Here is a 25,541-nt window from a genome sequence, read left to right on the forward strand (position 1 = left end):
AACAAAAATCGCAAAATTCGCACTGGTGTTCAGCCAGCACGCCACGAAACATGATCTCTCATGTGAGAAGTCGGACGACAACCTACCAGCCTTGGTGAGTTGATGAGCGTGCTGGATCGTTCGATTTGAAGCCAAGCAATAGTACACGGAAAGTCCCGGCGAGCACTCATCGATCGTTTTTTATGTGAGCTCGCATATCATCATCGTGCAAACGGAGCTATGTCGGCTCTTTCAGCCTAAGCAGAGCTCATTTCCTCTATCCGCTAGATATGTCGAACGACAGCACGTTATCACCGGTTTTCGAAATCTTGCATGCGTATTGGCGCTCCGATCAGTGGTTGCTTCTCGTCGTTGTCGCAGTGGTGCTGATCTCAAGCGCGACCAGCGTCGCAGCGCCCTATGTATTTTCGTGCCTCATTGACCGCCTCCCGCGGGAAGACATGTCGGTGCTTGCATGGGGGGTCGCAGGCTATGCGGTCCTACTCGGGACAGCCTCCGCATTGCAGCGCATGCTGCAGTATCTGTCCTTCATGACAGCCGAGAACCTGGGCTTCATCGCTGCAACAGGCTTCTTTGATCGCATCCTGAGGAAAACCGCAGCCTTTTTTCTTGAGCACAATCCCGTAGAGATACAGAATGCGGCCGCTCGCGGGCGCAGCGCCCTGACGGCTTTGGTCCAGCTTGGGATCGTCGTGTTCATCCCTGCTGCAACACAACTTCTGCTTACGTTCGCTACTCTCGGTGTGCTCCTCAATATCCAGATCGCTGCAATCGTCATCGTCTATGGCGCAGTTCTGATCACATTGACGTGGAGTTCCACGCGTCGCGCGTACGTGTTCCTGGAACGAGCCAGAGAAGCCGGACAGGACAATGCGCGTTTCGTTGGCAACGTCATGAACTCCATGGACACCTTGCGGTATTTCGGCAGTCATTCCTGGGTGAGCCAGCGCTTTACGATGAAGGCGCGGGAGGTGCGTGACAACTGGCGCGCCTATGTGTTGCAACGCGTCGCCTACATCGCCGTGCTCGGCCCAGCCGTCGCGCTACAATTTGCGGTCACGTTTCTCCTTCTCATACCTGAATACCAGGTTGGGGCGGTCACCATCGGGAATATGGTGCTATTCAACATGCTTCTGCTCCAGCTCAATATGCCATTCGAGATGGTTGCGCGAGCCATTTCTGACGTGGCGCGGTCGCGAGCCGACCTCATCCCTCTAGCTAGGCTATGGGCCGCACCGGAAGAGCGGCGACCATCTCACGCTCAAGAGTTTACGCCTTCCGCTGGCCAGCTATCTTTCGAGGGCATTGGTTACGCCTACGACAGCGGTCGTGGCATTACGAACGTCTCGTTTATGGCCGGGCGCGGTGGGATCACCTTCCTTGTCGGTGAATCGGGGTCGGGAAAATCGACAATCTTTAAGCTCGTCTTGAAATCGATTGAACCGGACTGCGGTCGTATTTTGGTGGATGGAACCGATATAGCGGGTATCGAACGCGCGGATTGGTATGCCGCAGTTGCTGTCGTGCCGCAGGACGTGATGTTGCTCAATGAGTCGCTAGCCGACAACATCCTGCTAGGACGGCCCCGCAACGAGGTGCGCCTTCGCGCTGCGTCGGAAAAAGCCGCTATTCTCCCCTTAATCGAGGCCTTGCCTGAAGGATTTGACACAGCCGTTGGAGAACGTGGTTTGAAGCTTTCCGGCGGAGAGCGCCAGCGTATTGCTATTGCCCGCGCGCTTTATGGCGAGCCGGCGATCCTTCTTCTTGACGAGGCCAGCTCCGCGCTCGACGAAGAAACCGAGCAGGACATTATGGACCATATCCGTACGCTAGCCAAAGATGTGACCGTGCTGGCGATCACTCACCGCAAAGGCGTGGTTTCTACAAGCGACGTCGTGGTCGACCTGGCCGACTGCGGCTTGTCAGTAACATAGGCGAGGGGAATGATCGGCCCGGCGCGTTGACGCCACACAGAAGGTGCATTGCCGGACGAGATGCCTTCGCAGTTCAAGGAGCGACCCACGTCATAGAGACGATCCTCGGCATCTATGAAGGAGTTGGCGGCCCCGTGCTCCGGTAGACGTGAAACATTCTAGGGTGCCGATTGCCAATATGCGATGCCGGGCGGCAGGGACGGGTGTAAGATTGGCGATCGGCCGGCTTGCGGTCGGAGCAGGCTCCTTCGTCTTGAATTCACGCTGCACCAGACCGGAATTCTGCGCATATGTGCCGAGATTGATGAGTTCGTCGAAGACAGACATCGACCCACTTCCCATTACTTGTGTCCGGACGGCAACATCGGTCACGATGCCTCCGCGGGCATTGGCGAGATGGACATGGTCCTCCGCCGTCACGCTGATCACAAGCGCCGCCCTTGTACGCATACGCTTGACCACGAGCTTGGGTTCGCAACTCAGAAAAGCGGTAGATGCGATCTCTTCCGGAGGGCAGGCGGGTGCTTCGGGGCGTGTCGCCGCGTGCCGACGACGTTTATCTTATCCCGGCGAGCAGCCGCCTTACTCATGGCGTCCGCTTTGCCGATCGCGGGTGTTGTTCAACAATCGCCCGCCGAGATTCTTGAATCGCGGACGGCGCGATGTCGGTCCTGCCACCGACGCGGATTTTCTAACGAAGCTCTGGCAAAACGGGATCGAGTTCTTCCTGCTCAACCGTCTTGGCTTCATCTTCTGCCAGGTACGCTGCCAGCAGCGCGATACCGGACTCTGGTGAGCATCTGGCGGGTCCGGAGTTTTTGGACGGCACTTGTCCCGAGCGCTCGGCAATTTCGACGCTCATCAGGCGGGGGCGGATCGGTCGACCGACGGCGCGCTCGATGGTGTGGAATATCCGGTCCCGTCGGGATCGATGTCCGACCGATGGAAGGTCGGCGTCTGTTCGGATACCGACCCTACGACCGTCCGCAGCGCCTGCTGGGTGGCGAGCGAGGAGTAACCGCCGACGTACGTCGTCGTTCCCAGTCGACGGGGTCCGCCTCGGCAATGTGCCGGTTGAAGCTTGCGAAGTTTTCGATCGTCAGAATGTACGCCGCGGCTCCCGAAAGCGGTCGCGATCTGCTTCCTTGGGAGTGATAATGTGGAGAAATCCGGGAGAGGTCGGCTCCCTCGAGGTCGAGTTTTCCCGCGAGCAGCAGGCGGTGCGCGAAGCGCTCCCGTCCGATTGCCCGCAGTGCCTCGCCCGGGCGGAAACCCCAGGATGCCTCTCAGGAGCCGCACGCCCGCACCCTCGATGCGTTCGAGCGTCTTGCTGTGTCCCACCGTTCGTCGCGAGAAGGTCTTGTAGTCGACGTCGAGATGCTTGTTGTCGAGGATGGCCTGTCTTGTCAAATTTGCAGGAACAACTCGGCCTGCCGAAAAGGCACTTACGCCGCGCATCTCGTCAATTTCGAGCTGTTCGAATTGCACCCGTGGCCAGACGCGCCGCAACGCCCCGCTTCTTCAAGGCCATTGCCGAACGGACAGGCTTATAATGGAGCATGCTTTCCTGGCATGTGGTCAAGTAACCGAAGATCCTTGACGAATTGGATCTCACCAGGATCATCTTTGACCACTCTGAGGACCGCGGCTCGGAGCCCGGCTTGGCTTTCGGACAAACAGGCCACCTCGCTTCGTGGCGGCCAGGTGCTTCGATCGCGTGTGAAGCGCTGCGGGCGCCCGACAGTCTGATTGGCCTGGTAACCATCGACGAGGTCTTGGGTACTCTCGGAGTACTCCGCGCTGTCGCCGCTCTTGATGGTCGCGCGATCGACCTGCGTAAAAGGCAGCAACCTACATTCTCGCCAGACCGCATGAGGCGTCACGCGATCGGCCGGAAGTGACCCGTGATCATATTGTCCAGCGCTATGGCGGGCTTTGCTTGTTTACAGCGCTATTAATTTTGAGCGGTGCCGTCTCCGGCATCATTAGCATGGCAAGGAGCCCAGCCGCGCTAGCGACAAGCATGTACCAGGCGGGCGCAAGCGCGCTCCCGGTAAGATAGATCAGCCAGGTGACGACTGGTTGAGCTGTACCTCCGAAGAGCGCTATGGCAAAGGCGTAGATCGTCGCGAAGGCGCCACCACGAATGTTCTTGGGCAAACCTTCGGCCATGCTCACATAGAAGGCGCTATATGGAATCGTTCCGATGAGTGTGAGCGCGCCAAGACCCCCGAGAAGTGCGAAGGCACTGCGGCTCTCTGAGATCCAGAAGAACACCGGATAGGTCATCAACAACGCAGCGATCTGCGGCCATATCATGATGTGCCAGCGGCCCGCGCGGTCTGCGAGCCAGCCGCCCAGCAGTGCGGCAGCAATTCCTACCGTATTGCTAACGAGCGTGGTGCCAAAGGCGAGAGGCGCGGAAACGTGCAGGGTGCTCAGCGCATAGGTGGTCATATATCCCGTGACATAGGTAATGATCGTGCAACTGGCCAAGATAACAAATCCCAAGCTCATGATGCGGCGCGCGGCAGGCGATTTCCCTACAGTCTGGATGACCAGAGCCGGCGCCTCAGGGCGGTGCAACGTTTCGGGCAGGGAGCTCCGCAACCAAAGTCCGAAGGGCAGCGTAGCGGCGCCGAGCAGCAGCGCGATCCGCCATCCGTACACATTGAGCGCCTCGCTTGTCATGGTCAGCGAGAGTATTTCTCCAACAAGCGCTCCGGCCGTCGCAGCGATCTGTTGGCTGGCAGGCTGAAATGAGACAGCAAGACCGCGCCCTTCGGCCGGGGCCGCTTCCATCAAATACGCGGTCGTCGGACCAACCTCACCGCCCAGCGCGAAGCCCTGCACCAAACGTGCGAAAATGACCAGCAGCGGGGCGGCAATTCCTATTGTCTCGTACGAGGGCGTAATACCCAACAATAAGATCGCGACGCTCATCATGGCAAAGCAGACGGTCATCGCGGGCCGGCGGCCGGCCCGATCCGAGTACGAGCCGAGCACGATGGCCCCGATCGGTCTGGTCACAAAACCCGCGCCGAAGGTTGCTAGCGACAGCATGAGGCTGGCGAACGGGTCGCTTGTAGGGAAGAACGCTTGTCCGATCTGAATCGCGAAGAAGCTATAGGTCCCGAAGTCGTAGAATTCGAGAATATTGCCGATCGTTGCACCTAACACGGCGTGGCGGGTCAAGCGTTCGTCTGCGGCATCGAGGACTGGATCCGGCTTCTCCTGAGTAAATTGCTTGACCATCATCGATCCGTCTGAGGCGCGATCGCCGGCCTGAGCATTTTAAGTGGCCAGGTTGCAGTCGACCTGATCTACACGTCGTCTAGTATGGGGTGGCCGGCCGCGCGTCCCGGTTGTTTTACATATGCCTGCATGCCAGGACGAAGCTCACGACGGCGAGTGCAATAAGAATGCCTGCCTCTTGCGGCCCCATTCAAAGGTTGAAATGATCGCGGCAATCGCCAGTAAAGGTGAATAAGGGAACGCGTCGTAACTGTCAGGTGGGGCAATCATTGTGCTCCTGTGCATGGCGAGTGTGCGACAACATTGGTGGGCGCCCAACAAGAAGCGCCTGTTTTCGCACAGAAGGACAGTCGCGCGTGGATGCTGCCTTCAGCTGGTTGCACGCGGGCGGACGCATCAGGCTATTTGGCCCGTCTTTTGCTCCGCTCGTTGTGAGTTGCGCGCAAGCTGCCTGCTTTGTCGGGATTGGTCCGCTGCACAGTGCAGGGTCTTTGCGCGATCAAAAGACAATAGGAGCTCGCATTGTTGGCGGTACCATGAGAACGATCGACATCGTCTGGCGCCGAGGGCTTCGGGCGGTCATTTTCGTTAGGCGCTAGCTGCTCGGCGGGTCGCAAATGGAAAGCGTAACGCGCCAGAGTGTGATCTCCAGCAAGTCGAAATCAAAGTCACGAACAATGGGGAACACACCTGCCTGAGTGGATCTGGTTTCATCGAGATCGACCCAGGGAAATAGCCTTCCGTATTGAAGTGCTGCTCGTCAGGTTTGGGCACCGAGGGCGCGCAGCTGGCGTCTGATCGATGACGGCTGCGCTTTCGCTGTCGCATCTGCCTCCACGCGCGCTCGAATTGCATGGCGAAGCACGCCGGCACTCAATGTCTTGAATGGAACATGTAGCATGAAGACGAAGACAATTACGACCATCGTGCTTGCGGTGGATGCGTTGCTATGTTCGCCGAGTAGGGCCCTTGAAACGTACGATGTTAGCGATTCGAACGTCGTGCCCTTCATCCGAGCACGGATATTCGGTCCCGGAGATGGCCCTTTCTGTTGTGGCGGAGGTGACGAGCCGGCGCATTCAGTTCGGGATCTACCGCAATGGGAAAAGGACCATTCGCTCGCAGCGATCCGCTATTGGGCCGAAATCATAAGGGTCAAACCCGGGCAGTCGCCGGCCGTCGTCAACATCGGCGGAATTCAGGGCAACACGGCATGGGCCTCAGTCCAGAGGTCGCCTGATGGCGAGAACAAGGTGCAGGCGGCAGTCACCGGTCAGAATCCGGGCGAGTTGAACCACGGCGCACATGGTATGGTTGCGATCGGCGAAATGGGATTTTCATCCGAAGCGTACATGCCATCGCAATTGCCAATGACGCCGAAGATCGGTCTGGCACCTGTTATGATTCATGAGGTCGCTCATCAGCTGGGAATGGCCGGTACCATTGACGGCTATGATGGTTGGGCCACCGAGCCGATATCACCGTACTTCCCTAAAGCGATAAATGCCTGGACTAACCATTTGTATGACGACAACGGCAAACAAGCCAGGCCGGGGCAGGTGATCTATTGCTCCACCTGCCTGAATCTTCCAGCTGGTGACGTCTTTGACCTGCGCCGTGATCGTGGCTACTTCGCCGGAAAGCATGTGAGCGAAGTGCTGGCCGGTGCCATGCCAGGTATTCCGGTGCGAGTGAAGGGTGAGTACGGCGGGCTGGATGTCCCCTTTGTCTCGCATAGCGAGCTTAAGAACAGTCTGTTGAGCCACCAGCAATACCGGAACTACACCGCCCCAATGGAGGCGGAGATTGCCGCCTTTCAGGACATCGGCCAAAGCATTGATCGGCGTAATCTGTTTGGTTACTCCATCTATGGCAACGGTCGCGATCTGATAAACGACAATCCGTTCTTCGCTCGGAATGCTGACGGTACCGCCTATCTGCCAAATACGTACAATACGGCTACTCTCGGACTGGGACTGCACGTCTATGGCAGCAGCAATACTGTAGTCCAGCGCGCCGACCTGCTTTCGCAAGGACCAGGGGGCGCCGGCATCCGCGTCGACGGCGAAAACAATCAGATAATAATTCCGCCCGGGACCCGCGTGTATGCCGACGGCGCCTATGGGCGCGGTGTCATGTTCGCCTATGGCAGGGATCACGCGTTTACTCAGCGTGGGGACGTGCAGGCTCTCGGCGAGCATGGCATCGCGGCAAGTTTCGATTTTGGTAACAATGCGATGGGCAATAACGATGAATATCGTGGTTCGTATATTCGCATGATTGGCAATAACGCGGCGCCGATGCTGAACGAAATCGACGGTCCGCTCGTCAATAAGTTTGATCTGACCGGCCGCCTGGCTGGCAGTCATGCAGCGATGTACATGTCGAACAATGGTTACGTCGGCGAGATAAATGTGATGCGTGGCGCAATGCTGTCGGGGGATATCCTGTCTGATTACAACCAGGTTGACGATAACGGTTCTCCGCGTCTGACCAAATTAACGTTCGGTTTGACGCCTGACGCGAGCGGTCACTCAACGCAACAGCCCGATGCAAGCTTTGCAGCCCGCTATGATGGTAATATCATTGGACGCAACAACCTGTCGCTGCAGGTTTCCGGCGGCGTCGTGTCGTTTACCGGCCATCACGAGGTATACGACGCAACGGTTGCGCAAGGCGCAACTCTATCAGGCAACGGCAGTTATCTGCTCAATGCTAATGGTCGCTTCAAAAACAACGGTGCTGTCGCGCCGCTCATCGGCGGCCTTGACAACAGCATAATTGTGAACGGCGACTATCTGCAAACCTCGACCGGTGGTTTGCAGGTCGCCGTAAACGATGCTGGCGCGTTCAGCCGCCTCATCGTGAACGGCAATGCAACGCTCGACGGTACGCTCACGATCACCCCGCAGCGCGGTTGGTATGGCAGCGGCTTTAGCGTCTCCTCAAATCAATGGCTGAACGCAACAAATCTTACAGGCTCGTTCGCGAACGTGACGACATCGCTGCAATCGCCAACCTTGCTGGCGAGTGCTACGGCTCAAGGTGATAACATCTACGCCTTGACACTCTCCCGCCCATCCGATGCCTATTCGCGTTATGGGGCTGACGCCAACAGCCGCCAGGTGGGCGCGGCGCTCGATCGAGTAGCTGGCAACGGGGCTACAGGGCTGCACCCGCTCGTCGCGGCACTCGACTTTTCCGCGCCGGATGGCACGGCGGTGACATCGGGGCTGCGTCAGCTTTCGCCGTCCATCTATGCGTCGGAGCAGAGCAGACGTGTCAATGACAGTTTCTACGCGCGTTCGGCAGTCTACAACCGTCTTGAACAGGCGTTTGGGGGCGCGTCAACCTCAGCGATGGCGGTGATGGGTTATGGTCCTGAGCCGAGGCGAGACGGCAATTCTGCTTCTGCCATTGGTTTGGTCGGCCCAGCTTCTTCTGACCTGCCATCATATGACCTGCAAGGTTATGCGGCGTGGGCTTCTGCTTTTGGCGGATGGACGACCCAATCGGGTGATAGCAATGGTGCAAGCACCAGATCCACCATCAGCGGCTTTATGACCGGGATCGACACATCGGCATTTGACGACTGGCGTATCGGTATTCTTGCAGGCTATAGCCGTTCCCTTTTCAAGGTCGGCGCTGCTTCGTCGTCAAGCCGCAGCGACAATTACACGTTCGGGACCTATGCCGGCACTGAGTGGGCCGTGCCGGAAGGGGCCATCGCGTTCCGCTCAGGCATTGCCTATACATGGCACGATCTCGAGATGACCCGCAACGTTAGGTTCCCAGGGTTCAACGATAACTTGATCTCGGATTACGATGCAGGCACTTTCCAGATTTTTGGAGAACTTGGCTACAAGCTCCATCTTGGCGACGGGTCGGTGATCGAACCCTATGCCAATCTCGCTCATGTTCATGTCGCGACGGATGATTTCAGGGAGAGGGGACTGAACGGAGCGGCGCTTAGTGTTCACGGTGACACGATGGATACGACGCTTTCCACTCTCGGCGTCTACGCGAGCGCCCGTTTTCAACTTGGCCAGATAGCCACGACTGCGCGAGCCGATATTGGCTGGCGTCATGCCGTAGGAGACCTCATTCCGCTGTCGGCAGCCAACTTTGCTGCTGGATCCAGCCCTTTTGCAGCTTCAGGCCTATCCATTGGCAAGGACGTGGCACTCGTCGAATCCGGTCTGGACTTCCGGCCTTCGAGCAACAGCACCCTTGGCATCGCCTACCAGGGTCAGTTCGGTTCAGGCATCACCCAGAACGGACTGAATGCCACCTTCAACGTGAAGTTTTGACACGCACGCAATGCATTTTGGCCGGCGTGCTGCACAGCAATGAGAGCGCGTTGATTTCAATCCAGATCTCGTCGACAAGAACCTGGCGCCGTCGATCGAGGTCAGCCTACCTGAGCGCCGGTGCTCCCCGGGCGAATCTGCGTTGGCGGCCATCCCCTCGTCGGTGACGATCTGGATCGCGCCCGCGTAGTCCTCTCCGACCTTCGACAGCAGAGCGAACGCGCTGTTCGGCGACACGCCGTAGATCTGTCCCCATTTCTGCAGGGTCCGGTCGTTGTCTGGAAGCAGATTCCAGAGATAGTTGGCCACCTTCGCGCCGGAGTGCTTCTTGGCGGCGAGCGGCAGGGACATCGAAAGCGGAATCTGGACCCTGTCGGCCGCGAGCCAACGATCGGCGTACTCGATGTCGAGGACGCCGGTATCCTTCTGCTCGAGACGGCCGATCGGGACGCCGCCCATCAGGACGTTCATGAATTTGCTCATCGCCGCCGTCCCTTGAGGAAGCTCGGCTCGTCGAGGGCGAGATCACCGGTGTCTAGGTCGTCGTTCCGGGCGGGATGACCCGGCAAGCTGTCGATATTCAGGTCGATCCCCAACGTGGCGAAGGCTTTGAGCACCGTTCCGAGGCTCGGGTTCTCCAGGCGGCCGGTCTCGAACTGCGAAATCCACTCCTGAGTGGTCCCCAGCGTCTCGGCGAGTTGCTTCTGGGCCAGCTTTCGCCGATTCTATTGGAACGGTCGGCCAAAGCCTTTCAGCTCCGTGCTCAAGGACGCAGTCATCAGGTGGGTCGGCGCGGAAGGCATCGAGATATTCAACACAAGCGGGCTTAGGGTGGCAGAGCCGTCCTTCTCCCCCAGCCGGACGCGGTGCTCATTTCAGTGCCGCGACGATCAGCCAGACCTTGGTGATCTGAACGAACTTCGCCGCGCTGGTTGCGCGTCTCGCCGCGGGCGACGACCGTGCCGCGGTCCGGATGTGTACGCGACGGGATGATCTCGACGTTTTCGCTGTCGACGTGCAGCACATCGCCTCGCCGGGGGCCAATCGAACTGGACACCGCGTCCGATCGGATTTGATGTCGTTGAGAACGGTAGCAGCGCTTAGCTCAGCTATCCATTCTCTGAAAGAACGCGTCGCGTCCGCCCCACTTCGATCATGTTTTGCTCCCGTGCGATGGCGAGTGTGCGACGATAATGGTGAGCGCCGCACAGGCAATGTTTGTTCTGACACAGACGGTCCGCCGCTCGCGCATGCTGTGTTCAGCCGGTCGGGCATCGGCAGAGGTATCAGGCGAGTTGGTCCGGCTTTTGCTCCGCTGCTCATTGCGAGCAGCCGTCCGGTTGTCGAGTTTGGTCTGCTGCAGCAGGAAACTTTCCGCGATCTGGCGGTAGAATCCGCGCGGAGCCGTCATCGTCACGAACCGTGATAGAGCAACGCGGCCTGTTACTGATCTGTCGGCGGAAAACGCTTATGCTTGCTTATGGCAGACGCAGACCGGAGTAGCTGAAGTTGCAGCTGATGAGTAACATCGCGAGATTGAACGAATGTTCGCTAGCTCCGGGTTGTTGCAGATTGATTCATGGCATGGCCGCCCGGCGCCGATGATGCCGAGACTACCCGCAACGATTGATCATGATGTCGCTCCGCGCCGGGCCTTCGGCGAGCTAATGTTGAATGACGAGGACTACGATTTCAAGCGCCTGGCCCGAAGGCGATTGGCTACTCTAACTGTCACGGCGGGCTGCACGAAGTCATTGCATCCGCCAGAGACGCCGGCAGGGGCCGTTTCTAGGGCCGTTTGGGCTTCGTCCGCCTTGCCTGGGCGCATTGAGGGAGCGTACCAACGGACTTCCAGAACGCCTGTGATCAAAACCTTTCTCGCGGTTGCGATTCTGATATCGGCGTTCCTTGCGATGCCGACCCGCGCGCAGGACGCGGCTGCTCCCTTCGATGGCGACCTGCAGCGGCTGGCCGAGATCCTCGGCGCGCTGCACCATCTGCGCGGCATCTGCGGCTCCAACGAGGGGGCCAAATGGCGCAACGAGATGCAGGCGCTGATCGATGCCGAAACCCCCTCCGGTGCTCGCCGCACCCGCATGGTCGCGGGCTTTAACCGCGGCTACAACGTGTTCGCGCAGACCTACCGAAGCTGCACGCCGGCAGCTAACCTGGCGATCAGACTCTATATAGAGGAAGGGGTGAAAATATCACGCGACCTGACGGACCGCTATTCCAACTGATAGGCGGTCTCCTCGGCGTTTGGTCCGCAAGGCCCGAAACGAAACAAGCGGCAAAACGCGAGCAGCCGATATTGATTCTCGCGATATGCTGCAAGTCCGACGCCACGCATGTCCGGGAGCTCCAAGCGGATGCGAGACACCCATAATCGAACACCAGGATGCGATCCATGCTGCGCACCGTGGACAGCCGGTGCGCGATCACGATCGAGGTGCGGCCCTTCATCAGCCGCTCCATCGCATGCTGGATCAGCGCCTCGGACTTCGAATCGAGGCTCGAGGTCGCCTCGTCCAGGATCGCAGCAATCGCTGCGCAGGCAGATCGCGATCGTGCAGCAGAAGCCGATCCTGTTCCACCGCCGAGCGCTGGCGATTGAGCGCTGACGTCGCTTACCTGCCCTGGACCGATTTCATCGGGCGGCGACAATCACCTGTTGCGCGACTTGACTACCTTTAAAAGGGTGACGTGCCCGATCTGTTCGCGGGCAGGATTAACGTAAAGAGCACCCGCGCTACTTCGCGCCAATCTGCACTCTCAGCATGACACTCGCGTTTGATGCCGAACGCGTGGCGATTACCCGGCTCGACCCTGCCAAGACGAATTATTGTTCGGATAACGTGGGTTCAGGAATGACCGCGGTGCCGTGTTTGGCAGTTTGCTATGAGGCGATATGCATCTATTTGATGCTCATCTTGCGTTGTGAATTCTCGTTTCGGGCATGTCCCCGTTAAGCGATGGCTGACTGATGTCCGGTCTAGCCCATCAGCGGCTCAAGAGGTTGAGGTGCTCCGAGCTCGTAGGTGGGCCAACAGTCGTCACGCGGGACACGGTTGCTCTAGCCTTGTTGCGTTGGAATCCAACCTTCCAAGCATTTTGCACTACCTATTCACGTACTTGCCAAGCGATGAACCTGCGCGTTCATATGCCGCGTAGCTGTCATCAGCAGGCATCTTTATTAGGTGGCAGTGCTATCCGACGAGTGACGGACCGGCAGAACTGCTTGGAGAAAAACGCGGATGACGATCGTTCTCGTCCACGGAAATCCTGAAACCAGGCGATCTGAGACGATCTGGTCCCGCTTCTGAGCGACCAGAATATTGTCCGTCTCTGTCCACCCGGATTTGGATCAACTGTCCAACCTGGCTTTGATTGTTCTGTTGATGCTTACCTCAGCTGGCTTGTGGGCGAACTCGGGAAGTTGGCGCGACCAATCGATCTCGTGGGACATGATTGGGGTGGGGGACACGTCATGCGAGTCGCAATGGACTATCCCGCTCTGATACGATCCTGGGCGACCGATATGCTGGGCGCGTTCAACCCCGATACGTCTGGCACGACCTGGCGCAGGTCTGGCAGACGCCACAGGTCGGCGAGCAAGCGGTCGCGCAGATGGTAAGCATGCCGGCCGAGGCGCTAGCCCGAGGGTACGAGGGCCTGGGCATGACCGCGGCGATCGCACGGAAGGTGGCTGCTGCTGCAAACGGAGACATGGGCAGGGGCAATCCCGGCGCTATACAGATCGGCCGCGCAACCGATCAATCGAGATCTCGGGGCCGGCTTGCCGCGGGCAGCCGCCAAACCTGGCCTCGCGTTAATTGCGACAGAAGACCGCTACTGCGGCGGGGAGACGCTCGCGCGCCGATGTGCCGAACGCGCCGGCGCGAACATTGCTGTTTTGGAAGGGGCGGTCATTGGCGGATGTGTCAGCAGCCAAAGCAAGGTGCTGACGCGATCAATTCTTTCTTGGCAAAGCTGAACTAGGAAGCAGATTTAATTGATCGCCAATAGGCGACGATGGCGGCGCGGTGCACAGCCAGAAAGTCTCTCGCACGTTCGCCATAACGGTTGGAACGTATCGGAAACCCTTTAAGCCGGCGGAACCAGCCTTCAATAACATTGCGCGCCTCTGTAGCAGCGTCGATTGAAGCTGTGGAGGGGCACTCTGTTGGATCTGTCTGGAACGATAGGTTTCGCGTCGTGAATGATAGGGCACCCGGCGATGGTGACGACCTACTGGATTCAGTAGGTTTGTTGTTCCCGGCCACGAGCTAGTTGTTGGCGCGGTTTTTGATAGACGCGCCTCGCGCACACAAGTGCGCGCCGGGACAGGAGAAATTCGATGCACTTGATCGCGCCGCACCGCACCTCGCTTGCGATGATCCTGCTTGCCTGCGGGGTAATGGGAAGCGCTAGGGCCGCAGAGCCGCCGCCGCCCGCCCAAGCCACGACTCCGGCCGGGCAGCAAGGCGGCGCCGGCCAGACGCCGAACATGCCGTCGGCGGCCGAGCGGCATCGCCTGCCACCAGACTCCAGCACCAAGCACTCGCTTGAGCTCCCTGGGCGGACGCTTTCTGTCGTCGCGACCGCCGGCTCCATCCGCCTGTTCGACGACAAGGGCGAGCCGCTGGCCGACATCGTCTATACCTCCTATCAGCTTGAGGGCACCGATCGCGGCACGCGCCCGGTAACATTCTTCTTCAACGGCGGACCAGGCTCATCATCGGCCTGGCTGCAGCTTGGCAATGCCGGACCGTGGCGGTTGCCGATCAATGCTGACGAGGTCACGCCATCGACGTTTCCAGAGGTGAGGCCAAATGCGGAAACTTGGCTCGATTTCACCGATCTGGTGTTTCTCGACCCCGTAGGCACCGGCTACAGCCGTTTCGTCGCGACCAGCGATGATGCGCGCAAGCGGCTCTATTCCATTGAGGGTGACGTCAACGCGCTCGCGCTGGTGATCCGCCGCTGGCTCGAAAAGCATGACCGGCTGCTATCGCCGAAGTACATCGCGGGTGAAAGCTATGGCGGCATTCGTGGGCCAAAGGTTGTCCACCAGTTGCAGGTGCGGCAGGGCATAGGCGTCAAGGGCCTGATCATGGTGTCGCCAGCATTCGACTACAGTGCGCACAGGAGCCTGCTGCACTATGCCGAAACGCTGCCCAGCTACGTCGCGACCCTGCGTGAAGCCGAGGGTCCAGTAAACCGAACCGATCTCGCTGACGTGGAAGCCTATGTACGCGGCGAGTTTCTGGTCGATCTCATCAAAGGCCAGGCGGATAAGGAAGCGACTACGCGTCTGGCTGACAAGGTCGCGGCGCTGACTGGTATCGACCAAGCGGTCAGTCGTAGGCTCGCCGGTCGCTTCGAAGTCACCGAGTTCCGCCGCGAGTTCGACCGTAAGAACCGCAAGTTGATCGGCCGGTATGACGCCTCTGTGCGTGGCCTCGATCCATATCCGGAGTCCGATTTCCAACGTTCCGGCGATCCCTCTGGCGATACGCTGGTGGCGCCTCTGACCAGCGCGACTGTCGATCTCCTCACACGCAAACTAAGCTGGCGGCCGGACGGCTCCTATGAACTGGGCAACCCCAAGGTCATGGAGGCTTGGGATTTCGGCCGCAGCCCTCCGGAGTCAGTTTCGGAGCTGCGGCAAATCCTGGCAAGGGACCGGAACATGAAATTGCTGGTCGCACACGGGCTGTTTGACCTCGCCACGCCGTATTTCGGATCACAAATCGTGCTCGATCAATTGCCGCCATTTGCCTCCACTCCGCGCATCAAACTTGTGGTCTTTCCGGGCGGCCATATGTTCTATTCACGAGACGCCTCGCGGCAAGCTTTTCGTGCGGAAGTCGAAGCGATGATGAAGTAACGCCGCCGACGAACTTGGTAACAAGCAACCTGGCGTTCGCGCAAACATCCATGATTTCTCAATGCGGATGAAATCCTAGCGCCCGCTTCGATCATCAGACGCCTTCGTCTTCAATCAGGTATGGCTCGAAGCCAATTTCGTGTGTGAACCAGGTATTTCTCAATGGCTTCCAATATGACCCGTGCTGTGGAACGTCTCGCAGCGTTCCAAGCACAATGCGGCGCCCGATACCGATGGGAGCAGCTCGTCAGGCGCATGAAAAAAATCAACGACTTGGTGTCGATTGAGCCTGGCGACCTCATCTAGAGGAGCGGAAACGATCGTGCGTGAAGGTCGGTACACTGGAACTACCAGTGGCTGGTCACAGTGATTTTGACGGCTTGATATCGAGCCAGCTTAGGATCGGCAAGTTTTCTGGCGGCAAAGGAGCGGCTCGTTCTGATCATGGGAACCGAAGCGCCCAGCGAGCTGTGCAAATGTTAACGACGTGCAGGACATCGTCCCCGGCGCGATGGTGAAGTAGGCGCCGCTCCCTGTATCACCTTTCGACCTCGGGAACGTGATCGTTCCCGAGGTGTTGCGTTCAGCGATCGTCGACGATGCATTTCGACCAGAAAAGATCGCTCCGAGAAAATGTCTCAAGCGTTATCCTGCTTTTACGTAGCTGCGCCGGGCGCGCAAACGTTTGGTAAGGAGAAAGCGGTTCTCCTGCACTCATTTTGTTCTCGGATCTTGAGCGGTCGAATCTTACTTGCGCATCATCGTCGACGTGATTTCAGCCGCGCAGGAACAAACCACGCATTTCGTTTTGAAGAAGAGAATACCGCTTTCCCGGACTGGGCAAAAAAGAGTTTGGCTTGGACTCGCTCGCCCGCAATTTCTTTGAGACACTTGATCGTCAGCCGATGGTGCTTGCGAGGGGAAATTCTAATGATTTGCACCGACGTCTTCGACGAAATCAACGCCTGCGCATTGCGAACGTCGTGTCGCACGATCTGCTGTTGACGCACTGGTCGTGCGTCGCGGATCGGAATTGCTGACCGCTCCGACCTTTCAAAAACATCCGAACTGACAAATTGTCAGTCGGTCATTTCCCAACCCGCTGTCCCGCGCAGCGTGAATGCATCCTGCTGCCACCTCCCGTGGCGCGCGTCGTCACATCCCAACCGAATGAGGACATTCGAATGACCGCCAGCAATGATCCGATCAAGTTCGCCTATTGGGTGCCCAACGTCTCGGGCGGCTTGGTTATCAGCAAGATCGAGCAGCGAACCGGCTGGGACATCGACTACAACCGCCGCCTGGCGCAGATCGCAGAGCAGAGCGGCTTCGACTATGCGCTGAGCCAGATCCGCTTCACCGCCGGTTATGGCGCCGAGTTCCAGCACGAGCCGGTCGCCTTCAGCCACGCTTTGCTCGCCGCAACCACGAAGCTGAAAGTGATCGCGGCGCTGCTGCCCGGACCGTGGAACCCGGCGGTCGCAGCCAAGCAGATCGCGACCATCAGCCAGCTCACCGAAGGCCGCGTTGCCGTCAACATCGTCAGCGGCTGGTTCCGCGGCGAGTTCACCGCGATTGGGGAGCCCTGGCTCGATCACGACGAGCGCTACCGCCGTTCCGAGGAATTCATCCGCGCGCTGCGCGGAATCTGGACCCAGGACAATTTCACGTTCCGTGGCGATTTCTACCGCTTCTCCGACTACACGCTGAAGCCGAAACCTGCGCATCCATTGCCCGAGATTTTCCAGGGCGGCAGCTCGCGCGCCGCGCGCGACATGGCCGCGCGCGTGTCGGACTGGTACTTCACCAACGGCAATTCGGTGGCGGAGATCAAGAAGCAGGTCGACGACATCAGGGCGAAGGCGCGCGCCAACAATCACTCGGTCAAGATCGGCGTCAATGCCTTTGCCATCGCGCGCGACAGCGAGGTCGAGGCCCGCGCCGTGCTCGACGAGATCATCGTCAAGGCCGATCCAGAGGCGGTCAATGCGTTCGGACATGAGGTGAAGAATGCCGGCAAGGCTTCGCCGGAGGGCCAGGGCAATTGGGCGCAATCCAGCTTCGAGGATCTCGTCCAGTACAATGACGGCTTCAAGACCAATTTGATCGGCACGCCGGAACAGATCGCCGAGCGCATCGTCGCGCTCAAGGAGGTCGGAGTCGATCTCGTGCTGCTCGGCTTCCTGCACTTCCAGGAGGAGGTCGAATATTTCGGCCGCCGGGTCATTCCGCTGGTCCGTGCGCTGGAGGCGAAAACCGCCGCGCACGCCCAGGCCGCCGAATGATAGGGAGCCTTTCGACGTGACGGCGATGGCAACGAATGCTGACGTCCTTGCGCTGGAGGCGGCTCCAGCGCAAGGCGAGCCGCGTGCAATGGGGGTGGTCGATGCGCCCGAACGGGGGCTCGCGCCAGCCGCCGATCGCGCGGTACGGCCGGTCCTGGCATTGAGCGACATCGCGCTGACATTCGGCGGCGTCGCGGCGCTGCGCGACGTCGACCTTGCGGTCGTGCCGGGCGAGATCCGCGCGGTGATCGGGCCCAATGGCGCCGGCAAGAGCTCGTTGCTCAACGTTATTAGCGGGCTCTATCGGCCCGACCGCGGGCAGGTGTGGCTTGGCGAGCGTGCGTTCGTTCAGGTGCCGACGGCGCGATTGGCTGCGCACGGCGTCGCGCGCACGTTCCAGAACCTTGCGATCTTCAAGGGGCTGTCGGTTTTCGACAACGTCCTGATGGGGCTCGCGCATCGCGTCCGCGCAGGTTTCCTGCGCCAGATCATCGGCTCGCCGCTGGCGCGCCGGATCGAGGCGGAGAACCGCGCCGCCGCCGAGGATGTCGTTGGCTTCCTGCACCTCGGCGACGTCCGTGAGCGCGCCGCCGGAACCTTGCCCTATGGCTTGCAGAAGCGCGTCGAACTGGCGCGGGCGCTGGTCGCGCGACCGACGCTGCTGCTGCTGGACGAGCCGTTCGCGGGCGTCACGTTGAGCGAGAAGCTCGAGCTGTCCGAGCACGTGCGCAATGCGCGCGACAGCTACGGCGCCACCATCGTGCTGATCGAGCATGACATCGGCGTCGTGATGAGCCTCTCTGATCGCATCGCGGTCCTCGACAACGGCCGCAAGATCGCCGATGGCACGCCCGACGAGGTGAGGACCGACCAGGCCGTGATCGACGCCTATCTCGGCGTCGCGCATCAGGACGTCACGGAGCTCGCCGTCTGATGTTCGACTATCAGTTTTTGATCGAGGTGCTGGTTGGCGGCCTGCTGTCGGGGGTGATGTACTCGCTGGTCGCGATCGGCTTCGTGCTGATCTACAAGACCTCGGGCGTGCTCAATTTCGCGCAAGGCGCGATGTTGCTGTTCGCGGCGCTGACCTTCGTCAGCCTGATCGAGCGCGGCATATCGTTTCCGGTCGCGTTCCTGGTCACGCTCGCGATCATGGTCGTGCTGGGCGTAAGCGTCGAGCGAACCGTGCTGCGGCCGCTCGTCAACCAGCCGCCGATTACGCTGTTCATGGCAACGCTCGGGCTTTCCTATGTGATCGAGGGCGCGGCGCAGCTGTTGTGGGGCACGCAGGTTCACGGCCTCGACATCGGGATCAGCGACGTGCCGCTCGACATCGCCGGGGTCTTCATCAGCCGGTTCGATCTGTTCGCCGCGGCGGTCGCGGGAAGCCTGGTGGCGCTGTTCGCGCTGTTCTTCCGCTACACCCGAACCGGGCTCTCGTTTCGCGCGGTTGCCGACGATCCGTTCGCGGCACTTGCCGCCGGCCTGCGGCTGCCACGGGTCTGGGCCAGTGTGTGGACCGCTTCCGGCATCGTCGCGCTGGTCGCCGGACTGTTGTGGGGCGCGCGTCTCGGCGTGCAGTTCTCGCTGTCGCTGGTTGTGTTGAAGGCATTGCCGGTGCTGGTGCTGGGCGGCTTCGATTCGATCGCTGGTGCGATCATCGGCGGTCTTCTGATCGGCGCTATCGAGAAGCTCGCCGAAGTCTATGTCGGGCCGCTGTTCGGCGGCGGCATCGAAGCCTGGGCCGCCTATGTCGTGGCGCTGGTGCTGCTCCTGGTGCGGCCGTCGGGGCTGTTCGGGCAGAAGCTGGTGGAAAGGGTCTAAGAGATGAGCGCAGCAGTACCGGCAGGATGGCTCGCGCCTGGCGTCGAGACCATTGCGATCGCTGCCGCAGCGGGGATCGCCTTTGGCGTCATTCCGGTCGCTGGCTCGGATTACCTGTTGGATGCGGTGCTGACGCCGTTCCTTGCGCTGGCGCTTGCCGCGGTCGGGCTCAACGTGCTCACCGGCTATGCTGGGCAGGTGTCGCTGGGCTCCGCCGCATTCCTCGCGGTGGGCGCCTATGCGACCTACAACCTTCACCTCCGGCTGCCGCAGCTGCCGCTGATCGTTGACCTTGTGCTCGCCGGCCTCGTCGCGGCCGCGATCGGCATCGTGTTCGGATTGCCGAGCCTGCGCCTGCGCGGCTTCTACCTCGCGGTCTCGACCTTGGCCGCGCAGTTCTTCGTGCAATGGGCGCTCACCAAGTTCGGCTGGTTTTCCAACGACAGTCCGTCCGGCGTGATCGATGCCCCGGTGCTGAGCGTGGCCGGTTTCGCCTTCACCAGCCCGGCCGGGCGCTATGTGTTCTCGCTGAGCGTCGTCGTGGCGGCGACGTTCCTGACCCTACGGCTGCTGCGCGCGCAGAGCGGCCGCAACTTCATCGCGGTGCGCGATCACGAGCTCGCGGCCAGGGTGATCGGCGTGCCGCTGCTGCGCACCAAGCTCCTGGCCTTCGCCGTCTCCTCGTTCCTGATCGGCATCGCCGGGGTGTTGTGGGCCTTCGCCTATCTGCGAACGGTCGAGCCGGCCGGCTTCAATCTCGACCGCTCCTTCCAGATCCTGTTCATCATCATCATCGGCGGGCTGGCCTCGCTGCGCGGCGCGTTTCTCGGTGCCGCCTTTATCGTGGTGTTTCCGTTGATCCTGTCACGCGCCGGCGCGGCCTTGCTCGGTGGCGTATTCGATTCGGGCGTGCTGGAGATGAGCCAGCGCATCGTTCTCGGCGCGCTCATCATCGCCTTCCTGATTGTCGAACCGCGCGGCCTGGTCGCGCTGTGGGACCGGCTTTGGAGTGCCGTCACGCGGCCGGCCGCCGTTAGCAATACATGACGTTTCGCACCACTGGAGAGTTGAAGATGATCATATCGAGATATCTGAAAGTTGCCTTTGCCGCAGCGGTCGCCTCCGTGTTGGCCGCAACACAGGCGGCGCGCGCCGACGAACAGTTCTTTCCGCTGCAAAGCTACCGGGTCGGCCCCTATGCAGCCGGTGGCACCGGCTTCTTCAGCGGCTTCATCGACTATCTCAATCTGATCAACATCCGCGACGGCGGCGTCAATGGCGTCAAGCTGACCTGGGACGAGGGCGAGACCCAGTACGAGGTCGAGCGCGGCGTCGAGGTCTATGAACGGCTGAAGGGGCGGCCCGGCGTTGCCGCCTGGAATCCGCTCTCGGTCGGCATCGCCTACGCCATGATCGACCGCATCACCAAGGACAAGGTGCCGCTCATCACCATCAATCATGGCCGCACCGATTCGACCGACGGCCGCGTGTTCCCCTATGTGTTTCCGCTGCTGCTCAATCCCTACAGCGAAACCTCGGGAATCGTGAACTACATCGCGAGCCGCGAGGGCGGGGTGGAGAAGCTGAAGGACAAGAAGGTCGTCGTGCTCTATCACGGCTCGCCCTACGGCAAGGAAACCATCCCGATCTACAAGCTCTTGGCCGATAAGTACCAGTTCAGCCTGGAGCAGATCGAAGTGCCGCATCCCGGCAACGAGCAGCAGTCGCAATGGCTGTCGATCCGCCGCGCAAAGCCCGATTACGTGGTGCTGCGCGGCTGGGGCGTGATGAATCCAGTGGCGCTGAAGACCGCGCAGAAGGTTGGCTTCCCCGCCGACCACATCATCGGCAACGTCTGGTCCAATTCCGAGGAGGACGTGATCCCGGCCGGCGACGCCGCCAAGGGCTATATCGCGATCACCACGCAGGCCTCCGGCGAGCAGTATCCGGTGCTGCAGGAGGTGATCAAGACGGTCTATGGCGCCGGCAAGGGCAATCTCGACGACAAGAAGCGGATCGGCAGCGTCTACCACAATCTCGGCATCGTGAACGGCATCCTCAATGTCGAGGCGATCCGGATCGCGCAGGCGAAGTTCGGCAAGCGCACCTTGACCGGCGACGAGGTGCGATGGGGTTTCGAGCATCTCCAGCTCGATCCGGCGCGGGTCGAAGCGCTCGGCGCCAAGGATCTGTTCCATTCGATCAACGTCACCTGGGACAATCACGAAGGCGACGGCCGCGTCACCTTCCAGCAGTGGGATGGCGGCAAATGGAAGATCGTCTCCGGTTGGATCGCACCGGACTGGGCCTTCCTGCGCCCGATCATTGAGAAGTCGGCGGCCGCCTATGCCAAGGAGCACGGCATCAAGGTGCGGACCTCCGGTGGCGAAGCCGTCAGCAATTGAGCCGCGCGCGATGCGGGAGCGATCCGGCCTCCCGCATCCGCCAACGCCATGGATTACGTGATGAGTGAAATCCTGCTTTCGGTCGAAGGCCTGGCCGCGACTTACAACCACGCGATCGCGGCGGTCAGCGACGTCTCGCTTGCCGTGCGGCGCGGTGAGATCGTCGCTGTGCTCGGCGCCAACGGCGCAGGCAAGTCGACCACATTGCAGGCCATCTCGGCGCTGCTCGCTGCCCGCCGCGGCCAGATCACCGCCGGGCGGATCGTGTTCGATGGCCGCGATGTCGCAGGCACCTCGGCGGCGACGCTGGTGCGCGCCGGGCTCGTGCCGGTGCTCGAGGGGCGGCATTGCTTCGCCTCGCTGACGGTGGAGGAAAACCTCATCACCGGCGCGATGGGGCGCGATGCGCGCCGGGCGGAGATTGCCGCGGATCTCGAGCGCGTCTATCAGCTGTTTCCGCGCCTGAAGCAGCATCGCCGCACGCTGGCCGGACTGACCTCGGGCGGCGAGCAGCAGATGACGGCGATCGGCCGGGCCCTGATGTCGCGTCCGCGGCTGCTGGTGGTCGACGAACCGTCGATGGGCCTCGCGCCGCTGGTCGTCGAAGGAATCTTTCGCGCGCTCCAGCAGCTGAACGGCGAACAAGGACTGTCGATCCTGATCGCGGAGCAGAACTCGACGGTGGCGCTGCGCTTTGCCGACCACGCGGTTGTGCTCGAGAACGGGCGCAGCGTGCTGGCCGGTCGCACGGCCGAACTGCGCCAGCGCGCTGACATCAAGACCCATTATCTCGGCGGATCGTCGCAGAACGATCAGGGCCAGAGGCGGCCACGCGAGGCTGTCGCATGATTGCAACCCGGAGAGACTGACCATGGCCAACGACAATCTCGCACGCAAGATCGACGACGACGTTTATGCCAGGCTCGATGCGGCCATCGACGCGACAGTGAAGGTGAATGCGGACCGCAACGACCGCGAAAGTCGCTTTCCGCGCGAGAATCTTCGTGCTCTGGCGGAGGCCGGCTGGACCGGCGTGCTGAACGAGCCGCAGTTCGGCGGACTCGGCCTCAGCCATCTGGATTTCGCTGAAGCCGCGTACCGGATCGGACAGGCCGATGCCTCCACCGGGCTCATCTACGTCATGCATGTCGGCGCGGCCCAGACCATCAACCTGTTCGGCAACGCCGACCAGAAGGAGCGCTGGCTGAAGGCGAACAATGGCGGCCTGCTCGGCACCTATTCGACCAGCGAACGCGCCACCGGCGGTCACTGGTGGTACAATCTGTCCGAAGCCTCGCGCGACGGCGACGATTATCGTGTCAATGCCGAAAAGTCGTTCACGACAAGCTCGGGCCAGGCCGACTATTACCTGGTGCAGACGCGCACGCCTGGCGCCAAGGACCAGGCCGATATCATCTTCTTCATTGTCGACGGCAAGGCCGAGGGCATCGAGTCCCGGCCCTGGGATGCGCTCGGTGTGCGGGCCAACCATTCCGGGGCGATCCGCTACAGCAACGTGCATGTGCCGCAGCGCGACCGGCTCGGCGCCGAAGGACAGGGCAAGGAGATCATCTATGACGGCGTCTCTCCGGTCTATCTGATCGGGCTCGGTGCGGTCTGGGAAGGCGTCGCACGCGGCGCGTTGAACGCGGCGATCGCACACAGCACGAGCTTCGTGCACAAGGACCGGAACAAGAGCCTGTCCGACTATCAGGCGATTCGCCAGGAGCTCGGCGCGGCCAAGGTGCTGGTCGAGACGCTACGGCCGTGGCGCAACGAGCTCGCGGGCAAGCTCGATGCGCTCTGGCGCGCCGGCAAGCCGCAAAGCGAAATCCTGATCCCGCTGACCGAGTTCAAGGTGCACGCCGCCGAGGTCGCCAACAAGGTCGCGGCGACGGCGCTGACGGTGACGGGCGGGTATGGCTATCACCGCGGTCCGATCGAGCGCGCCTATCGCGATGCCCGCGCGGCGATCGCGATGGGGCCGTCCAATGTCATCGCGCGCGACTGGATCGGAAAGGCGGTGGTCGGCCTGCCGCTGGAACTGTTCTACGAGGGCGGAGAATAGAGGTTGGCCGCGAGGCTGCCCCACAGGTGGTCGAAGCTACCTGGTGGCGCAAAAAGAACGTGCGGAAAACTCTGTCGCCGCGCCTACCAGACCGTAGGGGCTGTCGCATAGCTTGGTATCGTGATATCCAGCTAGGTGGGTCATGACCATGTTGTCGCGGATCGCACAGTTGTTCTTAAGCACACTCCGCTCGTTGCGGCAGCGAGTGGGGCACTGCATGTGCTCACCTTGACAGCTGCGACGGCGGGTAAAACTTGCTATCTTGGGCCAGCCGGATCATGGACACACCAAGCTTGCCTTGAGCTGTTCGGTCCGTCTGACCTAGCCCCTATGTCCCAAGAGGAATTGCTCTCAGCATACCAAAGTGGGAAGATCGACCGCGCCTGCCTGCCCGTTACCACGTCCCTGGTGGGAGCTACCCCGTATCTGGATCCGATCCTGGACCTGCCGAATGTAAGGATCGTGGCCGAATATCCCAAAATGCTCGGTTATAGCCTTCTTGTTCGTCATGGAGCGCGTCTGGAGGATATTAGAGAGGTCTTCGGGCATCCGGTTGCCCTTGACGAGGTTAAGCCTTGGTTAGATCACCGGCTGCCGCAGGTTCGACGTACCACGGTGGCGAGTAGTGGCGCCGCGGCGCAAGCCGTTGCCAACAGCGAAGCCTTGGACAGAGCTTCTATTGGCCCCAGAATTGGCGCGGCGATTTATGGGCTGGGTTCGCTGGTGGCTGGGATTGAAGAAGGCCCGCACAATGTGACGCGCTGGTGGGTGCTAGGCAGGGATATGCCTCCGCCAACCGAGAACGACAAGACGTCGTTGCTCGCGACTGTAACTGATGCGGATTTTGCCTCCTTACTTGCTTCCTTTGCTGGTGCCCGAGTCCAAATCCTGACGATTTACGAGCGACCGGCCAAAACGGGCCTTGACAGCCATCGATATTTAATTGAGGTCGCGGGGCATGCGCAGACGGATAGCCTTGCCGGATTGCTTCGAAAGCGCCCGGACATTCGCGTGCTCGGGTCATATCCGCGCCGGTACTGACAGCTTCTACTTGGCGCGATCCGAGCCCTTTCGGAACTCTTCGTAGCTCTACGAAGGAGATCGTGGAGCCGCTCATGGGGAAAGCGCCTGCAACTGCCGCGCGACAATCATGAACTGGCAGAATTTGTCGACAATGCGTTGCAGAACTACCTTGAGAATGAGGGTAGGCTGCAAGCTCTCGCGCCGCCAGCGGGCCCGCTCGTAGTAGGGAGCGAGATCGAAACGACGGGTGGCGAACCGCATCACAATCCGAGATAATGCAGGAGAGATCGCAGAAAGTACGAGCGAGCGTTCCGCTCTGCTGCGATCCCCGCTGATAGCTCGGGGCTCTCCGAATTCGGATCGGGCAGGAAGAGCCCGGCCTGCTGGTTCTCGCCTCGGTGGTATGTCCGCACGAGCGCTCTTTGCAACTGGTCGAGCGAACGGTCTGGTTTGATATCGACCGCATTGTCAGTCGTCCGTGAAGAATGCGGATTGACTTGAGAAATAAGCAGAATTGGTCTTGATGTAGTATTCGATTTTGCAGGAA

22 protein-coding genes are annotated in these 25,541 nt (G+C 60.5%); 14 read left to right on the forward strand and 8 right to left on the reverse strand.

Features of this window, described 5'->3' with window-relative positions:
- The first annotated feature begins 269 nt into the window (after nucleotides 1–269).
- Nucleotides 270–1,934: an ABC transporter ATP-binding protein gene (locus Q2M23_RS29435; protein WP_316397905.1), complete on the forward strand. Its 1,665-nt coding sequence runs from the start codon at nucleotides 270–272 to the stop codon at nucleotides 1,932–1,934.
- A gap of 691 nt (nucleotides 1,935–2,625) precedes the next feature.
- Here Q2M23_RS29435 and Q2M23_RS29440 read toward each other — a convergent pair.
- Nucleotides 2,626–2,796 (reverse strand): hypothetical protein, encoded by a 171-nt coding sequence (locus Q2M23_RS29440; protein ID WP_316397906.1) that lies wholly within the window; start codon nucleotides 2,794–2,796, stop codon nucleotides 2,626–2,628.
- Nucleotides 2,797–3,857: 1,061 nt separating this feature from the next.
- Nucleotides 3,858–5,189, reverse strand: a complete 1,332-nt coding sequence (locus Q2M23_RS29445; RefSeq protein WP_316397925.1) for an MFS transporter — start codon at nucleotides 5,187–5,189, stop codon at nucleotides 3,858–3,860.
- A gap of 899 nt (nucleotides 5,190–6,088) precedes the next feature.
- On the opposite strand from Q2M23_RS29445, the gene Q2M23_RS29450 reads away from it, so the two are divergent.
- Nucleotides 6,089–9,499, forward strand: coding sequence for an autotransporter domain-containing protein (locus Q2M23_RS29450; RefSeq protein WP_316397907.1), 3,411 nt, complete (start codon nucleotides 6,089–6,091; stop codon nucleotides 9,497–9,499).
- Here the strand turns inward: Q2M23_RS29450 and Q2M23_RS29455 are convergent.
- The 4 genes from Q2M23_RS29455 to Q2M23_RS29470 form a co-directional block, all read right to left on the reverse strand.
- A complete protein-coding gene (locus Q2M23_RS29455) occupies nucleotides 9,449–9,970 on the reverse strand; it encodes a HipA N-terminal domain-containing protein (RefSeq protein WP_316397908.1) in 522 nt (173 codons plus the stop codon). The genes Q2M23_RS29450 and Q2M23_RS29455 overlap by 51 nt on opposite strands.
- 8 nt (nucleotides 9,971–9,978) lie before the next feature.
- Nucleotides 9,979–10,212 (reverse strand): helix-turn-helix transcriptional regulator, encoded by a 234-nt coding sequence (locus Q2M23_RS29460; protein ID WP_316397926.1) that lies wholly within the window; start codon nucleotides 10,210–10,212, stop codon nucleotides 9,979–9,981.
- 113 nt (nucleotides 10,213–10,325) lie between these two features.
- Nucleotides 10,326–10,523: a hypothetical protein gene (locus Q2M23_RS29465; RefSeq protein WP_316397909.1), complete on the reverse strand. Its 198-nt coding sequence runs from the start codon at nucleotides 10,521–10,523 to the stop codon at nucleotides 10,326–10,328.
- Between the two features lie 129 nt (nucleotides 10,524–10,652).
- Nucleotides 10,653–10,910 (reverse strand): hypothetical protein, encoded by a 258-nt coding sequence (locus Q2M23_RS29470; protein ID WP_316397910.1) that lies wholly within the window; start codon nucleotides 10,908–10,910, stop codon nucleotides 10,653–10,655.
- A 451-nt stretch (nucleotides 10,911–11,361) separates the two neighbouring features.
- On the opposite strand from Q2M23_RS29470, the gene Q2M23_RS29475 reads away from it, so the two are divergent.
- The 12 genes from Q2M23_RS29475 (at nucleotide 11,362) to Q2M23_RS29525 (ending at nucleotide 25,012) form a co-directional block, all read left to right on the forward strand.
- Complete coding sequence (locus Q2M23_RS29475) at nucleotides 11,362–11,739, forward strand: TIGR02301 family protein (RefSeq protein ID WP_316397927.1); 378 nt, start codon at nucleotides 11,362–11,364, stop codon at nucleotides 11,737–11,739.
- A gap of 167 nt (nucleotides 11,740–11,906) precedes the next feature.
- A complete protein-coding gene (locus Q2M23_RS29480) occupies nucleotides 11,907–12,113 on the forward strand; it encodes a hypothetical protein (RefSeq protein WP_316397928.1) in 207 nt (68 codons plus the stop codon).
- Nucleotides 12,114–12,833: 720 nt separating this feature from the next.
- Nucleotides 12,834–13,133 carry an alpha/beta fold hydrolase gene (locus Q2M23_RS44130; RefSeq protein ID WP_410469787.1) on the forward strand — a complete coding sequence of 100 codons (300 nt, stop codon included), beginning with the start codon at nucleotides 12,834–12,836 and terminating at the stop codon, nucleotides 13,131–13,133.
- 759 nt (nucleotides 13,134–13,892) lie between these two features.
- Entirely contained in the window at nucleotides 13,893–15,389 is a 1,497-nt protein-coding gene (locus Q2M23_RS29485) for a S10 family peptidase (protein WP_410469788.1), read from the forward strand.
- Between the two features lie 1,184 nt (nucleotides 15,390–16,573).
- The gene (gene sfnG / locus Q2M23_RS29490; RefSeq protein WP_316397912.1) at nucleotides 16,574–17,674 is read left to right on the forward strand and encodes a dimethylsulfone monooxygenase SfnG; all 1,101 of its coding nucleotides are present in this window, start codon (nucleotides 16,574–16,576) and stop codon (nucleotides 17,672–17,674) included.
- Nucleotides 17,675–17,699: 25 nt separating this feature from the next.
- Nucleotides 17,700–18,608 carry an ABC transporter ATP-binding protein gene (locus Q2M23_RS29495; RefSeq protein WP_316397913.1) on the forward strand — a complete coding sequence of 303 codons (909 nt, stop codon included), beginning with the start codon at nucleotides 17,700–17,702 and terminating at the stop codon, nucleotides 18,606–18,608.
- Nucleotides 18,608–19,498, forward strand: coding sequence for a branched-chain amino acid ABC transporter permease (locus tag Q2M23_RS29500; RefSeq protein ID WP_316397914.1), 891 nt, complete (start codon nucleotides 18,608–18,610; stop codon nucleotides 19,496–19,498). The genes Q2M23_RS29495 and Q2M23_RS29500 overlap by 1 nt, the downstream gene beginning before the upstream one ends.
- Before the next feature lie 3 nt (nucleotides 19,499–19,501).
- A complete protein-coding gene (locus Q2M23_RS29505) occupies nucleotides 19,502–20,545 on the forward strand; it encodes a branched-chain amino acid ABC transporter permease (RefSeq protein ID WP_316397915.1) in 1,044 nt (347 codons plus the stop codon).
- 26 nt (nucleotides 20,546–20,571) lie between these two features.
- Nucleotides 20,572–21,903 (forward strand): ABC transporter substrate-binding protein, encoded by a 1,332-nt coding sequence (locus Q2M23_RS29510; protein WP_316397916.1) that lies wholly within the window; start codon nucleotides 20,572–20,574, stop codon nucleotides 21,901–21,903.
- A 60-nt stretch (nucleotides 21,904–21,963) separates the two neighbouring features.
- The gene (locus Q2M23_RS29515) at nucleotides 21,964–22,752 is read left to right on the forward strand and encodes an ABC transporter ATP-binding protein (RefSeq protein WP_316397917.1); all 789 of its coding nucleotides are present in this window, start codon (nucleotides 21,964–21,966) and stop codon (nucleotides 22,750–22,752) included.
- 22 nt (nucleotides 22,753–22,774) lie between these two features.
- Nucleotides 22,775–23,971: an acyl-CoA dehydrogenase family protein gene (locus Q2M23_RS29520; protein WP_316397918.1), complete on the forward strand. Its 1,197-nt coding sequence runs from the start codon at nucleotides 22,775–22,777 to the stop codon at nucleotides 23,969–23,971.
- 219 nt (nucleotides 23,972–24,190) lie between these two features.
- Entirely contained in the window at nucleotides 24,191–25,012 is an 822-nt protein-coding gene (locus Q2M23_RS29525; protein ID WP_316397919.1) for a prephenate dehydratase, read from the forward strand.
- Between the two features lie 72 nt (nucleotides 25,013–25,084).
- Here Q2M23_RS29525 and Q2M23_RS29530 read toward each other — a convergent pair whose 3' ends face one another.
- Nucleotides 25,085–25,255 carry a hypothetical protein gene (locus Q2M23_RS29530; RefSeq protein WP_316397920.1) on the reverse strand — a complete coding sequence of 57 codons (171 nt, stop codon included), beginning with the start codon at nucleotides 25,253–25,255 and terminating at the stop codon, nucleotides 25,085–25,087.
- Nucleotides 25,255–25,541, reverse strand: a 287-nt coding sequence (locus Q2M23_RS29535; RefSeq protein WP_316397921.1) for a hypothetical protein, incomplete at its 5' end; no start/stop codon positions are given. The genes Q2M23_RS29530 and Q2M23_RS29535, both read right to left, overlap by 1 nt.

Source organism: Bradyrhizobium sp. 33ap4 (genome assembly GCF_032654765.1).
Lineage (GTDB): Bacteria > Pseudomonadota > Alphaproteobacteria > Rhizobiales > Xanthobacteraceae > Bradyrhizobium > Bradyrhizobium australafricanum.

Coding starts and splice junctions, on each gene's coding strand:
- Q2M23_RS29435 (WP_316397905.1), top strand. CDS start 270: ATGTCGAACGACAGCACGTTATCACCGGTTTTCGAAATCTTGCATGCG.
- Q2M23_RS29440 (WP_316397906.1), bottom strand. CDS start 2,796: ATGAGCGTCGAAATTGCCGAGCGCTCGGGACAAGTGCCGTCCAAAAAC.
- Q2M23_RS29445 (WP_316397925.1), bottom strand. CDS start 5,189: ATGGTCAAGCAATTTACTCAGGAGAAGCCGGATCCAGTCCTCGATGCC.
- Q2M23_RS29450 (WP_316397907.1), top strand. CDS start 6,089: ATGAAGACGAAGACAATTACGACCATCGTGCTTGCGGTGGATGCGTTG.
- Q2M23_RS29455 (WP_316397908.1), bottom strand. CDS start 9,970: ATGAACGTCCTGATGGGCGGCGTCCCGATCGGCCGTCTCGAGCAGAAG.
- Q2M23_RS29470 (WP_316397910.1), bottom strand. CDS start 10,910: ATGACGGCTCCGCGCGGATTCTACCGCCAGATCGCGGAAAGTTTCCTG.
- Q2M23_RS29480 (WP_316397928.1), top strand. CDS start 11,907: ATGCTGCGCACCGTGGACAGCCGGTGCGCGATCACGATCGAGGTGCGG.
- Q2M23_RS29485 (WP_410469788.1), top strand. CDS start 13,893: ATGATCCTGCTTGCCTGCGGGGTAATGGGAAGCGCTAGGGCCGCAGAG.
- sfnG (WP_316397912.1), top strand. CDS start 16,574: ATGACCGCCAGCAATGATCCGATCAAGTTCGCCTATTGGGTGCCCAAC.
- Q2M23_RS29495 (WP_316397913.1), top strand. CDS start 17,700: ATGGCAACGAATGCTGACGTCCTTGCGCTGGAGGCGGCTCCAGCGCAA.
- Q2M23_RS29500 (WP_316397914.1), top strand. CDS start 18,608: ATGTTCGACTATCAGTTTTTGATCGAGGTGCTGGTTGGCGGCCTGCTG.
- Q2M23_RS29505 (WP_316397915.1), top strand. CDS start 19,502: ATGAGCGCAGCAGTACCGGCAGGATGGCTCGCGCCTGGCGTCGAGACC.
- Q2M23_RS29510 (WP_316397916.1), top strand. CDS start 20,572: ATGATCATATCGAGATATCTGAAAGTTGCCTTTGCCGCAGCGGTCGCC.
- Q2M23_RS29515 (WP_316397917.1), top strand. CDS start 21,964: ATGAGTGAAATCCTGCTTTCGGTCGAAGGCCTGGCCGCGACTTACAAC.
- Q2M23_RS29520 (WP_316397918.1), top strand. CDS start 22,775: ATGGCCAACGACAATCTCGCACGCAAGATCGACGACGACGTTTATGCC.
- Q2M23_RS29530 (WP_316397920.1), bottom strand. CDS start 25,255: ATGCGGTTCGCCACCCGTCGTTTCGATCTCGCTCCCTACTACGAGCGG.